General features: G+C 44.2%; 10 protein-coding genes. 5 read left to right on the top strand and 5 right to left on the bottom strand.

The features are described 5' to 3' along the window. Positions 1-119 precede the first annotated feature (119 nt). The 3 genes from AC50YO_RS14495 (at position 120) to AC50YO_RS14485 (ending at position 8,994) form a co-directional block, all read left to right on the top strand. Positions 120-1,040, top strand: a complete 921-nt coding sequence (locus tag AC50YO_RS14495) for an aminoglycoside phosphotransferase family protein (RefSeq protein WP_494847988.1) — start codon at positions 120-122, stop codon at positions 1,038-1,040. Positions 1,041-1,592: 552 nt separating this feature from the next. Further along, positions 1,593-7,934 (top strand): beta-N-acetylglucosaminidase domain-containing protein, encoded by a 6,342-nt coding sequence (locus tag AC50YO_RS14490; RefSeq protein ID WP_494847986.1) that lies wholly within the window; start codon positions 1,593-1,595, stop codon positions 7,932-7,934. Between the two features lie 292 nt (positions 7,935-8,226). Further along, a complete protein-coding gene (locus AC50YO_RS14485) occupies positions 8,227-8,994 on the top strand; it encodes a class I SAM-dependent methyltransferase (protein ID WP_494847984.1) in 768 nt (255 codons plus the stop codon). A 165-nt stretch (positions 8,995-9,159) separates the two neighbouring features. On the opposite strand, the gene AC50YO_RS14480 is transcribed toward AC50YO_RS14485, so the two are convergent. The 4 genes from AC50YO_RS14480 to AC50YO_RS14465 form a co-directional block, all read right to left on the bottom strand. Further along, the gene (locus tag AC50YO_RS14480; protein WP_494847982.1) at positions 9,160-10,344 is read right to left on the bottom strand and encodes an MFS transporter; all 1,185 of its coding nucleotides are present in this window, start codon (positions 10,342-10,344) and stop codon (positions 9,160-9,162) included. 135 nt (positions 10,345-10,479) lie between these two features. Beyond that, positions 10,480-10,761 (bottom strand): ArsR/SmtB family transcription factor, encoded by a 282-nt coding sequence (locus tag AC50YO_RS14475; RefSeq protein ID WP_494847980.1) that lies wholly within the window; start codon positions 10,759-10,761, stop codon positions 10,480-10,482. Positions 10,762-10,938: 177 nt separating this feature from the next. Next, positions 10,939-11,952 carry a permease prefix domain 1-containing protein gene (locus tag AC50YO_RS14470; protein WP_494847978.1) on the bottom strand — a complete coding sequence of 338 codons (1,014 nt, stop codon included), beginning with the start codon at positions 11,950-11,952 and terminating at the stop codon, positions 10,939-10,941. After that, complete coding sequence (locus AC50YO_RS14465) at positions 11,936-12,301, bottom strand: PadR family transcriptional regulator (RefSeq protein ID WP_494847976.1); 366 nt, start codon at positions 12,299-12,301, stop codon at positions 11,936-11,938. Before AC50YO_RS14465 ends, AC50YO_RS14470 begins: the two co-directional genes overlap by 17 nt. A 206-nt stretch (positions 12,302-12,507) precedes the next feature. On the opposite strand from AC50YO_RS14465, the gene AC50YO_RS14460 reads away from it, so the two are divergent. Then, positions 12,508-13,869, top strand: coding sequence for an alpha/beta hydrolase family protein (locus AC50YO_RS14460; protein WP_494847974.1), 1,362 nt, complete (start codon positions 12,508-12,510; stop codon positions 13,867-13,869). A 117-nt stretch (positions 13,870-13,986) separates the two neighbouring features. After that, entirely contained in the window at positions 13,987-14,631 is a 645-nt protein-coding gene (locus tag AC50YO_RS14455; protein ID WP_494847972.1) for an SGNH/GDSL hydrolase family protein, read from the top strand. A 143-nt stretch (positions 14,632-14,774) separates the two neighbouring features. On the opposite strand, the gene AC50YO_RS14450 is transcribed toward AC50YO_RS14455, so the two are convergent. Continuing rightward, positions 14,775-14,933: an asparagine synthase gene (locus tag AC50YO_RS14450; protein WP_494847971.1), complete on the bottom strand. Its 159-nt coding sequence runs from the start codon at positions 14,931-14,933 to the stop codon at positions 14,775-14,777. Positions 14,934-15,108: the final 175 nt, after the last annotated feature.

The raw sequence follows: 15,108 nt of genomic DNA, 5'->3' as shown, positions 1-15,108 counted from the left end.
GTGCTTAAACGAATACGGGTTATAAGATTACCGAAATTCGCCATATGGTAAGCGGGATAGTAAAATTTGGATAAGTCATTCGAAAATAGATGTAGAGGGACGCAAGGGAGGGACATAATGTGAATGATTTTTTTAATGACATACCTAATAGCGGCACTTGGAAAATAGTGAAGGAAATCAACAAAGGATGGTCAAGGGATAAGAAATATTATATCCAGGCAGAAGACGGCAGAGAGTGGCTGCTTAGATTATCAGATATCTCCCAGTATGATAAGAAGAAATGGGAGTTTGAAGCGGCAGCCCAGCTTGATAATAGCCCTATTCTAATTGCTAGGCCGATTGCATTCGGAATAAGCAATAGCGGCAAGTCTGTCTATTCTTTGTGGACATGGATTGAAGGCGAGGATGCGAATGAGGTTATCACTTCACTAAGTACGGAGGAGCAGTACCGGCTGGGGGTTGAAGCAGGACAAATCTTAAGGTCGATTCATGACATTCCTGCTCCGAGCAATCAGGGGTCATGGGCTGACTATTATAATCTCAAAATTGATAAATATATGGCCAATTATAAGGCAAGCGGGATACCTCTGCATGGATCAGATCAGATCATCAACTTTGTGGAGCGGAATCGTTATCTATTGGATAAGCGCATCTGTACTTTACAGCATGGCGATTATCATGTGGGCAATATGATCGTTACGAGCTCGCATGAATTAGGGATCATAGATTTCAATAGATTGGATTATGGAGACCCTTGGGAGGAATTTAATCGTATTACATGGTGTGCATGGCAGAGCGGAGTGTTTGCTTCGGGCCGTATTCATGGTTATTTCAATAACGATGTGCCTGATGAGTTTCTTAGAGTCATGGCGCTCTATATAGCGAGTAATCAGTTATCCACAATTCACTGGGCTATTCCATTCGGGCAGGATCAGGTCAATATTATGTTGGAGCGAGCTGGACAGGTGCTGCATTGGTATAATGGTTTTCAAACCCATATACCGAGCTGGTATATGCCAAGCTTCTCAACAGGGGAATAAGGCGGTACAGAATAAGGGAGAAGACCTCCTGCTCCGATCCTTAGAAAAACAGCAACTGCTCATAGATTGAAGAGCAGCAGCAATCCCACTTCTATGATTTAGACTTTTTGAAATTAGCGAATATAACACAAATTAATGAATATCAAATGCGTTATCATTTTAGTATTATATATAAAAACAAAGAGCTAAAAAGTTAAAATTTCCAAAATTAATGAAAATATTGTTGACGTCTTATAGGTACTGCGTGTATCATAGCTATAAAATTCATATTATCATAACGTGTTACCGCAAGGGCATTAGTTATGAAGAATTATTTCTTCTTAACTGATGCCTTTTTTGTGTTATGCAGGTATCAGGCAGATACACGTTTATGAGCTGCACCTGTAGGGAAAAGGGGCGAAATATGAGGAAAGACGCCGTTATCTGCTCAGAAATGTAAGCGGATACAAGTGCGGCCGGAAGGGAGAATGAAGGCGTTGATCATCATCGAGGGCTAAAATGACAGCGAATGAGAAGTAAAAGCAATCCATTACTAAGTACAGGGGGATCTCTATGAATAAAAAGTTTGCACTCAATCTGGTTGTCATTTTTGCAATGCTCTTTAGCAGCGTAGCTGGAATAATCAGTCCAATTGCTGCGGCTGCTGCAGTAGAGCCTTACACCATCTATCCAAATCCTCACGACATTCACTATCAGGGCGGTCAGTTCGAAGTAAGTGATACGATCAATATCGTATACGAATCGCAGGTAGATGCTTATACGAAAAAAAGAGTAGAAGAAATATTGGCGGATAAAAATATTCAATTTACAGAGTCCAACGCCATCGTGTCAGGTGCAACCAATTTTTTAGTCGGTATTTATCAATCGAACGAATATGTAGACCAGTACTTTGAAGACCAGCAATTAATAGATGCCGCGCTGTTAGATAAGCTGGATGCCAACATCATATCCATCGGTAATAATGTCATTGCTGTTTTGGGAAAAGATGTTGATTCTGCGTTTTATGGGGTAACCACGATCAAGCATATCTTCAAGCAGCTGCAGGAGCGAACCATTCATGCATTGACCATTAAGGACTACGCGGATGTAAAGGGCCGAGGCTTCATTGAGGGGTATTATGGAGAGCCTTGGTCCAATGAGGATCGTGTTGAACTGATGAAATTTGGCGGAGAGTTCAAGATGAATTCTTATATTTATGCGCCTAAGGATGATCCTAAGCATAATAGCAAATGGAGAGAATTATATACGGGTGAAGAGCTTGCGAAAATCACCAAGCTTGCTGAAGCCGGCAATGCCAGCAAAACGAGATTTGTATACACCCTTCATCCCTTTATGAATAATGCGATTCGCTTTAATACAGTTGACAATTATGAAGCTGATTTGAACGTCATTAAAGCGAAGTTCACGCAATTGATGGATGCCGGCGTTAGAAAGTTTGGTATTCTGGCTGATGACGCGGGAGTTCCGCCGCAAGGGGCTCAAACCTACGTGACCTTGATGACGGATTTAACCGATTGGCTAATTGAGCAGCAAAAAACCTATAAGGATTTAGTGACAGACATGATTTTCTGTCCGAATGATTATATGGGCTGGGGAGATAGCGCCCAAATCCAGACGTTAAAACAATTGCCGAAGTCTGTCAGCAATGTTCAAACCGGCGGTAAGGTGTGGGGCGAGGTTTCCAACAATTTCACGCAGCAATTTACTGCCAATGCCGGAAGAGGGCCTTACTTATGGATTAACTGGCCTTGCACGGACAACTCCAAAAAACATTTACTCATGGGCGGCAATGAAACATTTTTACAGCCTAATGTTAACCCTGCCAACATTGAAGGAATTGTGTTGAATCCTATGCAGCAATCGGAAGCAAGCAAATCCGCTATTTTTGCGAATGCCGATTATGCATGGAATATTTGGGACAATGTAGATCAGGCAAGGCAAAACTGGACGGATTCATTTGCCTATATGGATCATTTGAACATTAATGAAACGCCGGCTTCAAACGCGCTTAGAGAGTTGTCCAAGCACATGATCAATCAGAATATGGACGGTCGTGTGGCCAAATTGGAAGAATCGGTTGAGCTCGCTCCAAAGTTGAATGCGCTTACAGGAGCTTTGGGCAAAGCGAAAATTGCTGATCAAGCGCAAGCTTTAATTGCAGAGTTTGAAGTCATCCGGGATGCGGCATTAACTTACAAGAAGAGCCCTGGCAATCCAAGAACAAGAGACCAGATTGTCTACTGGCTGGATAGCGCTGTAGATACTGCGAATGCAGCGATTTTCTTATTGAAAGCCGAGATTGCGCATGAAACTGGAGACAGCCCTGCTGTATGGGAAAACTATAGTGAAGGCCAAGCTTCGTTTGATGCTTCACTGAAGCATCCATTCCGATATATCGATCACTATGAATATGCTGAAGTCGGGGTTCAACATATCGTTCCATTTATTAAGGTTCTACTAAATGATGTTTCAATTAAGGTTCAATCGAGCGTGAACCCCGATAGCAACTTTGCTAAAGTCATTACGAATCGGACAGATACGCCTGCTGGCAGCCTGGACAATTTATTGGATAACAATTTGAGTACGGAAGTTATTTTTAAGAATCCGAATACGATTACGACAGGGACATTCATTGGAGTCGTATACGAAAAAGCTTTAACGTTTAATACGGTGCGCTTTGAATTAGGCCAAGGCAGCAATAATACCGATACTTTTGGTGCAAGCAAAGCGCAATACACCGTTGACGGAGAAAACTGGATAGATATTGCCGGGGCCCAATATGGACATATCAATAAAGTGCTTTTAGAAAACTTGAACTTGAAAGCAAGAGGGATTCGTTTGATTGCGACTAGTGATCGTACGAATACTTGGTTTGGCATTAAAGATATTGTGATTAACGAGATCAAGGCAGAGACGGGAGCGCCACAATACAAGTTAATGGTACCGGGGCATTTTAAAGTGTACCAAGGAAGCGAAGCCAATCTATTCGATGGCAATGATACGACTTTTATCTGGTATAATCCTTCAGGCACGGTTAAAGATACGTCTGTTGTAGGAGATTATATTGGCGTAGATTTGCAAAAGGATACGAATCTAGGGAAGGTCTATTTCGCTGTCGGCAGAGATAACGGAGACAAGTGGACGGAGTATCAATTGGAGTATTCGTCTGATAATGTGAACTACACCTTGTACAAAAAATATACAGGCAAGTCTTCAGGCATGGATAAGGTTGAAGAGGATCTAACCGGAATTAAAGCCCGATATGTCCGCTTGACCAACCTGAAAAATGTTAGCGCATGGATCAAGTTTAGTGAAATTCGGGTCGATGCCGCCAAATTGGCTTCTTCCGATTATACCTATTCAAATAACAATAACTATAAAAAAATTGCATCTCAGCACACATTAGAAAATACAAGCTTAGCTGCAACAACAAATATTACACTGAATCCGCAAGAATACGTGGGTGTAAAATTAGAGCGAATCAAAGAGCTTGCGCGTGTGCAGGTAGATGCAACAAGCGATAAATTAACGCTGCAGGCTTCTGCGAATGAGGTCGAATGGACAACTCCTACGGACGGCACCCTAGCTCGATTCGTAAGGCTGCTGAACGACACGAATGATGTCATAACCTTCGACCTGAATGAGTTTACTGTTCTATCGAAGGAGATTTACGGACCAAGCTTTGTCGGGTCGGACATGGGAATCTCTGGTGCCTACGCAGCTAGCGATTCAAGAAACGCAGGCACGCTGCTAGCTCCGTTTGATAAAAACTTCAATACGAAAGCTGTCTTTGCTGATTTTCAGAGAAGAGGGCAGTACATCACTTATTCAGTGGGCGAGCCAAGAGTTTTTAATAGTTTGCGTGTATATAATGAAGAAAATAATATTAACTATATTCGGGACGCCAAGGTCCAATTGTCGCTGGACAACCACACTTGGACAGATGTCATTACTTTGGGCGATGGCGTAGATAATCTTGCGGGCGGCAAGCAAGATTACGCCGATATGATTGCGGACGGCTATACGCATGATTCAGCCAACCCAGGTAATTATTATTATGGCAATGACAATATAGGTGGGATTGAAGCCAAATATATTCGAATTGTCTACACAGCAAATTATTTAACCCGATTTGCTCATATTAACGAGTTCGTCATTAACGGCGGCGAATATGTCAAAACAGAGAACAATCCTAGCTTTGTTGCCGATCCCATTGAAGAAGAAGGATTTGGCCCAGGGCGTTTGATGGATGGCAATCTTACAACTGGATTTAAACCGAATATGACGAATCGTACCGATGGCTCTTTGACTTATCGTTTGTCAGAAAAAACAGATGTAGCGGTAATCACCATTGTTCAAGGTTCAAATGCCATTTCTAACGCTGTCGTAAGCGCAAGGATTGGTCCAGACCAATGGGTCGATCTCGGAATTTTGGATAAAAGCTTGAATACCATTTACAACCGGGTGTATGCACATATTTTTGAAATTAAGTTGACCTGGGGTAATGTGCAGCCCGTTATCTATGAAATGAATATATCAACGAACAAAGACCTGCTGCCTGTAGAGGCGGACAAAACCGCTTTGGCAGCAGCGATCTCGGATGCAGAGCAGAAAGCAGAAGCGGATTATACCGCCCAGAGCTGGAACCTATTCGTTCAAGCTGTAGCGAAAGCTAAAGTCATAAACAACAAGCCGTTTGCAACCCAATCGGAAGTCGATACAGCCTTGGCAGCTTTAACGGATGCGCAAAGCAGACTCGTAGAAAAAGGGTATGTTGCTAAAGAAATAACAGCATTCAGCTTCATGGATTTGTCGCCTGTGGTGACCGGGGCAATTAACGGAACTAACATTGATCTTATTGTTCCTGAGAGCACAGATGCAAGTGCGTTGATTGCAACATTTACGAGTACGGGAGCTTCCGTGCAAATCAATGGAATCGAGCAAGTAAGCGGTACAACGGCGAATGATTTTACCTCGCCAGTGCTGTATACGGTAACGGCGCAGGATGGAACCACACAAACGTATACTGTGACGGTGATAATAGTGACAAGCAGCTCTAAGGAAATTGTTGCGTTCAGCTTCATGGGCCTGTCGCCTGCGGTGACTGGAACGATTAATGGAACCAACATCGACCTAACCGTTCCTCATGGAACGGTTGCAAGTGAGCTGATCGCCACATTCGCCGCCACGGGAGCTTCGGTACAGGTTAACGGAACTGAACAAGTGAGTGGGATGACAGCAAACGATTTCACTTCGCCGGTACTGTATACGGTAACGGCGCAGGACGGAACCACACAAACGTATACGGTGACGGTAACGATAGCTATTAGCAGCAAGAAGGAAATCACGGAATTTGGCTTTATGGGCCTGTCGCCTGCGGTGGCAGGAACGATTAGTGGAACAGAAATTAATCTTGTCGTTCCGCACGGTACAGATGCAAGTGAGCTGATCGCAACATTCGCTGCCACGGGAGCTTCGGTACAGGTTAACGGAACTGAACAAGTGAGTGGGATGACAGCAAACGATTTTACTTCGCCGGTGTTATATACGGTAACGGCGCAGGACGGAACGACGCAAACGTATACGGTGACGGTGACCATTTTCACAAGCAGCGAGAAGGAAATCCTTGGATTCTCCTTTATGGGCTTGTCGCCTGCAGTGACCGGAACGATTAACGAAACAGGCATTCAACTTGTCGTTCCTTACGGCACAGATGCAAGTAAGCTGATTGCCTCATTCATCAGTACGGGGGTATCCGTGCAAGTGAATGGGGTAGAGCAGGTGAGCGGAATGATGGCAAATGATTTCACTTCGCCGGTGTTATATACGGTAACGGCGCAGGACGGAACGACGCAAACGTATACGGTGACGGTGACCGTAGCCGGATATGTACCGCCAAGCCAGCCTGGACCAAGTCCAGAGCCCGATAAAAAAGATGGCACACTCACCCTTCCGGTTAGCGGAACGGGTACAGCTAATCTTCAGGATGAAGTGAAGGTGTACGTTCCTGCGGGAGCCATCAATGAGGAGCTGCGGCTACAGATTGAAAAGATACTCGACCCATCCAAATTGATCACGGGTAAAGATCTGTTGCTCAGTCCGGTTTTTGAGATTGTTAAAAACTTCTCTGAAAATTTCATGAAGCCGGTTACGATAACCATCAAGTTCGATTCGAGCAAGGTGACGGATAAACTGTTGCCGTACATTGCTTATTATGATGAAGCAAGCAAGGTTTGGATTCCGATTGGTGGCACGGTATCCGGTGATAAAGTTACAGTAGAAGTTAATCATTTTACCAAGTTCGCCGTATTCGGATTGAATGAAGACGGCCCTGCACCACATGTTGCGTTTACGGACGTTCAAGGGCATTGGGCGGAAAAAGCAATTAAGCAAGCGGTCGCTCAAGGCATTGTCAGCGGATATCTCGATGGCACTTTCCGTCCAGAGGCTTCGATTACCCGGGAAGAGTTTGTCGTCATGCTGGTTCGTTCGTTGAAGCTGACGGGCGATGAGACAGGGCTTCTATTCAAGGATAAGGTAGAGATTGGCGATTGGGCGAAGGGATCGATTTCGCTTGCCGTTGAGGCAGGAATCGTAAAGGGATACGCGGATGGCACGTTCAGACCGCGCGCCACAATCAGCCGTGTCGAGATGAGCGCTTTATTGGAATCGGCTATGCGCGCAGTTAATGGATGGAGCGCAGAAACCAATAAGGAATTGACCTTCGCTGACAACGATAATATTCCTGCGTGGGCGAGGGACGCGGTTGCGGTGGTGACCGGCAATGGCATCATGCAAGGCCGCGGGGGCAACAAATTCGTTCCCAACGCAATGACAACGCGAGCAGAAGCGATAACGGTTATTATAAGATTATTGGAATTGAAAAATATTTAAAGGATTGAGCTTATTGGGATCGCTCCTTATGGAGCTGGTGTTTTTTCTAGTTAAGTTTTAGGGCTCTGTGTGCCTGAAAGAACTGAGATGAAAGCCATTAAGAAATGAGCGGAGTGCAAGCGTCGGTCAGATAAGGCCGGCGCTTGCACTTCCTTTTTTCAAATTTACGGTCTCATTACAAATTTTATAGGTAAAAACTATAACGTATATAAACTTTATATATTTCAGTTATGAAGTTTTTTGGAACATAATGGATCTAAGCACAATTCCATTGAAGGAAGGAAGATCAGTTATGGGTTCAATGAATGTATGGAATGCAGAATTATATGACCATCAATTAGGCTTTGTATCCGAGTTTGGTAAGGGAGTCATTGAGCTGCTTAACCCCCAACATGGCGAGAGGATACTTGATTTGGGCTGTGGAACAGGAGATCTCGCTAATGAAATAGCGAAGTCCGGAGCATTGGTGACAGGTACGGATCTGGCAGCCAGCATGATTGATAAAGCTAGATTAAAATATCCGTATATCCCCTTCCTAGTCGAAGATGGTGAATCCTTCCGAACAGACGAACAGTTTGATGCGGTTTTCTCCAACGCTGCTCTGCACTGGATGAAAAATGCTGGGAAAGTAATCGAAGCTGTGCAGCTGTCTTTACGCACGGGTGGACGCTTCGTAGCAGAGTTCGGAGGCAGGGGCAATGTGGAACATATTGTAGCGAGCATTACCGCGACGCTTGCGGATCATTATGGAATAGATGCTGCGAGCAGGAATCCTTGGTTTTTCCCCAGTATCGCTGAATATAGCTCCTTGCTTGAGGAGCATGGGTTCCGTGTAACGTATGCCATCCACTTTGATAGGCTTACACGACTTGAAGATGGCGAATGGGGTCTAGTTCATTGGTTGAATAGCTTTGCAGATGACTTTTTCAGAGGGCTGTCGGAAGCAGAGCGTTTGGAAGCATATAGACAGGTGATGGAGCAAGCACAGCCTAAGCTTTATAACGATGGGGTATGGCATGCGGATTACACGAGAATTCGCATCATGGCGGTTAAGGTATAAATGATAGGGGGTTCATGTCAATTTTATGAATTGAAAGGATTTACTCCCGCAAAAACAGAACTTGTCCAAGCAGCTTTGGAGCTGATAAGCCAGAGTCAATGACACACAGGCATCTTTGTTCGCAAAGATGCCTGTTCGCATTGCATAATAGTAGGCTTGCAGCTGTTACTTATCGGAGGTCGATACTTCTAGATGTGTTGAGCTTGCACGAGACCATTGCAAGGATAAGATTACGAGTAGAATGGCAATGATTACGCCGATTGCTCCGATCCAGGTAATGGAGGATAGCGATATTACATTTACGATAACTCCTCCGATTCCTGCGCCAGCTGCCATAGCAAGCTGCATGACGGAGCTATTAAGACTAAGCATAATGCCAGCTGATTCGGGCGCCATTGTCACCAAATTATATTGTTGAGTCGGGCCAGATGACCATGCAGCGAATGACCATAGAATAAGCAAAGGAAATACGACGATTGGAGAATGAGCAGCAAGTGACAATAAGACAAGTGATAGGACATGCAGCATCATGCCCGACAGCAGGGTAGGGAAAACGCCCCATTTATCTGCACTATATCCAGCAAGCTTCGAGCCGGCCAAGCTTGCAATACCGAATGCGAGCAATGCCGCGCTGAGTGCTCGCTCACTCATTCCAGTGACTGATAAGAGATAAGGGGAGATGTAGGTAAAAGCAATGGAGTAGCCGGCTAACCAAAAGAAGCTTATGGATAAGGCAATCAAGATTTTAGGTTTTTTGAGAAGGGACAACTGTTCTCGTAAAGGAGTAGGCTTGTCACCGTCAGTTTTTGGAATTGCGACAGCAATAATGAGGATAGCCAATAATCCTAGTGCGCCAATTCCCCCGAAGACGGCCTTCCAATCGTAGATGGCAGCAATCATTCTTCCCAGCGGAACACCGACGATCAGCGAGGCTGTAAAACCCATAACAACCGTTGCAATTGCACTGGCCTGCTTGCCTGCGGGAGCGATCTTAGCTGCAACCGTCAAAGCAGTCACTACGACTACTCCGGCCCCAAGTGCCATCAGAACCCGTGCTCCAATGAATAATCCGAATCCTGGCAGAATAAGAGCCAGCCCATTCGCAAGAACAAATAATCCCAGTGAATAGAGCAGTAGTCTCTTGCGTTCCCATCGAGACGTTAATGCCATGAGAATAGGCGTGCCAAGCGCATATACGAGGGAGAAGACGGTAATAAGCTGTCCAGCTGCAACTAATGTGATATCCATGCTGTCTGCTATTTTATCGAGAATTCCTGCAATAATATATTCAGATGTTCCAACCAAAAAGCTGATGAGGGCAAGAATATAAATTTTCCATGTGTTCGTCATTACGATGAACCTCTTTTCTTTTTATTTTATGTTTCTAGAAATATCGAAATATTAACAGAGAAAGGAATGCATGCAAACAAGGACAATATGTATTGTTTCGATATTTCTAGATTAATCGAAATAATAAACAAAAAATTAATCAATCAAATAAGGCGCAAATTTTTTAACAGCAGTCAAGTTTAAACTGTAGTAGATGTAGGTTCCCTTTTTCTGAGAGTCTAGAAGACCACATTCAGCTAATTGCTTAAGATGATGGGATAAGGTCGATAGAGCTACAGATTCTAAGCGAGTTTCAAGCTCTGCCGGACACAGATTACTTTCCTTCGTAAGTATCTGGATGATTTTGTAGCGAGTATGCTCGCCTAGTGCTCTATGAACCTTAACGGCTTGATTCATGTCCGTGTTGATTGCATCCATGTCGGTAAGTCCTCTCTGTGTTGATAATTTCGATTATTATCGAAATAAGCTTATCATGCTGTGAAATAAATGTAAATACTATTTATGTCCAGTTATTATGACCATGCAATAAGAAAAATGACAAGCCGAGCTTTTATTGAAGGGCTGGGCTTGTCATTCATTCTTCATTCCTATAGATTAGTCAACATTCTTCAAGCGATAAGCTTTCCAGCTTAAGACGATGAGCTCGATAATAGCGATGAGAGCTGCTAAAGTGATGAAATTTTCAGTTGAACGGTCCCAGATTGCGGATACGGTATCATAAGCTTCGCTTCCAGCGGTGAAAATACCTGTGGCGACCAATTCGTTCAGAAATTGCGGATTCCAAAGCCCGGCATTCGTAACGAGGATGAAGGAGAACACAAAAGATGCAATAATGAAGAAAAATTGGTAGGCAATGATCATTGTCGTCCATTTTTTTGTAATAATCTTCAGGCAATTCCCGAGTATTCCAAGTGCAGCCCAAGCCCAGATAAGTGGAAGATAGCTGTGCAGTACGTCGAGATTAAAGAAGGGAACGACCTTTTGCCCGTTGTTTATAAAGATAGCGCCAATCAGATGATTGGAGAAGGTGAACAGGACGAGAAACAAAATGGCGAATATAATGCCGGCAATTGGACCGCTCGGCTTGATCTGTGCTTGCGGGATTGGAATGGGGGATAACTGAGATGGCTTCCAATCGTTTTTGCTAGTAAGCTGGCCTTTCTTAACCGTATGCTGGCTGCCATATTCGATAAAAGCGAACACGACGGTCACCCATGCAAACCCTTGGACAATCGTTAGGAACAAAGAAGAGAAGAACTCTGAGAAGTGTACGGTCATGGCTGGTTCCAGAATAAAGTCTATTATGAATAAGACAGACATACCGATCAGAATGGAGACGAACACGATCTTCATCACCGAGATGTAAGAGCTAAATAAAGCCGGGCCGATCAGATATCGCTGATTCCCTTGATACTTTGCAGCAAGCCTATTCGGATCTCCGAGCTCTTGGAGCACTCCTTCTACCGCTGATACAGCAGGCTGTCCGCCCTCCATGCGTTCTTCAACCATGTCTTCAATTAAACTCCGCAGTTCCTTCTCAATATCCTCCCGTTGCTTCAGTGGTAATTTATGAGTTACCGCATAAATATACCTATTGACCAGCTCCATTACTGCCGCCTCCTTCAGATTCAATCAAGCCCTCTACGCTAGCAATCATCTTTCTCCACTCCACACATAACTGCTCATACACTTTCTTGCCAAATGGACTGAGCAAATAATATTTGCGCGGACGAGTATCATTCGTATCCCATTGGCTTTCTAATAGCTCTTGCTTCTCAAGCCTGCGCAGCAACGGGTACAAGGTGCCAGGATCAATAGCAATTCCTTTCTCCTCCAATACGGTTACAAGGGAATAGCCATATTGTGGCTCCGATAGCTGGCTTAACACGCCAATGATAATGGTTCCGCGCCTGAGCTCCTGCATCAGGCTGTTGATGACCTCGTCAATCTCTTTCATGTAATCAACTCCTGCTCATATTATACTGTGTGCCACACACTATTGTAAATATAATATTATCATTATTTGTAAAATAGGCGGTTGGAGATTTATCCTCAAATTTAAACCCGTTTTAAACGAATGCATCTTCTCCTTTAAACTTCGTGCTTTAGGATAGAATTGTCGCGTGTAATGCCGGCAGATAATCATTTAGGGGGAGTATTAAAGTGAGATCATTTGAAGTTTTGCTGTTGCTGGCATGTACGGTATTGCTGGTGTATGGGTATTTTTCTGGAAAGATGCCCCGGAGAGCAGGAATTCTCGTTGTGCTGCCAAGCCTTGCTGTACTAATCGCACAATGGTTTTTAGAGGGATATAGATGGCAGTTATTCTTCGTCTATGCCCTGACGCTTTTAATGAGTGTACTCATAGGCTTGCGTTACTCCTTCGCACAGACAGCTACTCGATTAAAAAGATTATTGAGGGGTAGTCTCTACCTCATAGCAGTTCTTCTTATTGCGGGCTCGGCATTAATCGCTTCTTATGCGCCTGTATTTGATTTGCCGAAGCCAACGGGTGCCTATTCAGTCGGTACGCAAACCTTGCATTTCACAGACCTTAACAGAGAAGAGATGAATACAGAGATTGGTACTGACAAGAGGGAACTCATGGTGCAGCTCTGGTACCCTGCTGATTCAGATCCGGCACAGGGACCGAATTTCCTATTTCCTCAAGCTAGAGAAGTATTCCATAAAGTCACTGTGGCTTACTCTGCTCAGTTAGGGATCCCTTCTTTGTTTTTGGACTATTGGAAATATATCCGTACGAATGCCTATGAGGAAGCAGAGCCGATAGCTTCAGCAGCTTCTTTTCCGTTAATAGTGCTAAGCCATGGCATGGGAACAGGGAAGATTCTGCATACTTCTCAAGCGGAGAATCTAGCTAGTCATGGCTATGTTGTGGCTGCTATTGATCATACCTATAGTACAACCGCTACCGTGTTTCCTGATGGTACGGTAACAGGGATGCGAACCGAAATTGGCCAAAGTGATTTTGAACAATTGAGCAGCGGGATTGGCAGAGTCTGGATGGAGGATATTGCGTTCGTCATTCAACAATTAGGGGTACTCAATGAGGGAGGAATCCCTAGCCAATTGAAGGGGGATTTGGACTTGAATCGCATCGGACTGCTTGGACACTCGTTCGGAGGTGCTGTTGCGTATCAGGGCGCATATGGAATGCCAGCAGTTAAAGCAGGGGTCGATATGGATGGAACTTTGTTTGGGATTCATGATCAAGAGCAATTGAAGAAGCCTTTCTTGTTCCTGGAATCAGAGGAATATGTGGCGGCCAAGAAGCGTGAGTATAATAATAAGCAAGTTATGGAAGAGGAAGCTGTTATGAATGCGGCAGCTTACCATGGCGGGAATCGAATCATGATTGAAGGGACGGGTCATTACAATTTCACCGATTTGCAGCTATTCTCTAGTCTCCTGCGAATAACAGGAATGACCGGAGAGTTGGATGGAAATATAGGAGCAGCTGCCGTTAATGAATATGTACTAGATTTTTTTAATCAGCATTTATAGAGAACCTACAGCTTGTATTGAAAGAATAATGGGGCTCCAGCTATAAATGTCCACACCTCCGGTACAGGATTGCAATACTATAGTTGCAAGATTAAAGATGGGGTGGAGGGTGTTGGATTGATCTACACAGCTCTTGGAGATTCGATAACGTTCGGGGAGAATGCGTCCTCTTTGGCAAGAGCTTATCCCCAATTAGCCGTATCGGCTTTGAATTCACGCTCTCGTAAAGTTACTGGGTATGTTGTGGCACGCCCTGGCTGGAGCAGCAAAGACTTATTAGATGCTGTGCTGTGGCAAGGGTCCTCTATTATTAGTCAATCCAATGTCGTTTCGATATGGATCGGAGGAGTGGATTTAGCGAATGCAGCGCTTTTTTCACTTAAAAATCGGCAGCCCTTGGCTATAAAACCAGTTCTGTACCACTACAGAAGAAATTTACGCGCGATTCTGGAGCAAATACAAAGCAAAAGCCATGCCAGAATCATTTGTTGCACACAATACAACCCTTTTCCGAATAGCGCTTTGGCAGCAGACTCGATAGATCGCTTGAATGATTCAACGGCCGATGTTGCCCATCATTACAATGTAAGAATCGCTCCCGCCCATAGATGGTTTGAAGGAAAACAGGCAGAGCTAATCTACGGCTATCGAAGAGGAAGAATAGAAGACGCGTTAAGCGGTTTTCTGCCTATTCACCCGAATGATCGGGGGCATCAAGTTATTGCAAGAGAATTGGCTCCTTATCTTATGGCACGTCATTAGCTTTGGCATGCCAGTGGTAAATCCACAGCTTCATAGGATAGTGGATTTACTTACATAGACAGCGAACCATAATAAAAGGCTGTCGAGAACGTCTCGACAGCCTTGCAGAGAGTTTTTATCCTCACTACATCGTTCCAAGCACATTACTTATGTTCAACAAGATCAATTGCACCTAGTAGGACATGGGCTAACCCAAACCCGAGTACACCTGTTGCAGCAAGTTTATACTTGCCTCCAAGCAGTGAAGCAGCAGAAGCCGTTACCACAGTTCCAAGAACGGCGGGAATCAAACCTTCACGCATAACGATCACTCCTCCATAATGGTTGTGTTTGGAAAGACAAAGCTTATTTTTAATCAAATCAGGGAGGATTATGCATTAAAAAGAATACTAATTTAAGAATTATCGAAAAGCCCGCGACCATGATCGCGGGTTATTTTTTATTAGGGGCAACAATTTAATTCCCATTGCAATCACA

Source organism: Paenibacillus sp. J22P59 (assembly GCF_059383895.1).
This window is presented reverse-complemented; position numbering and strand designations above follow the sequence as displayed.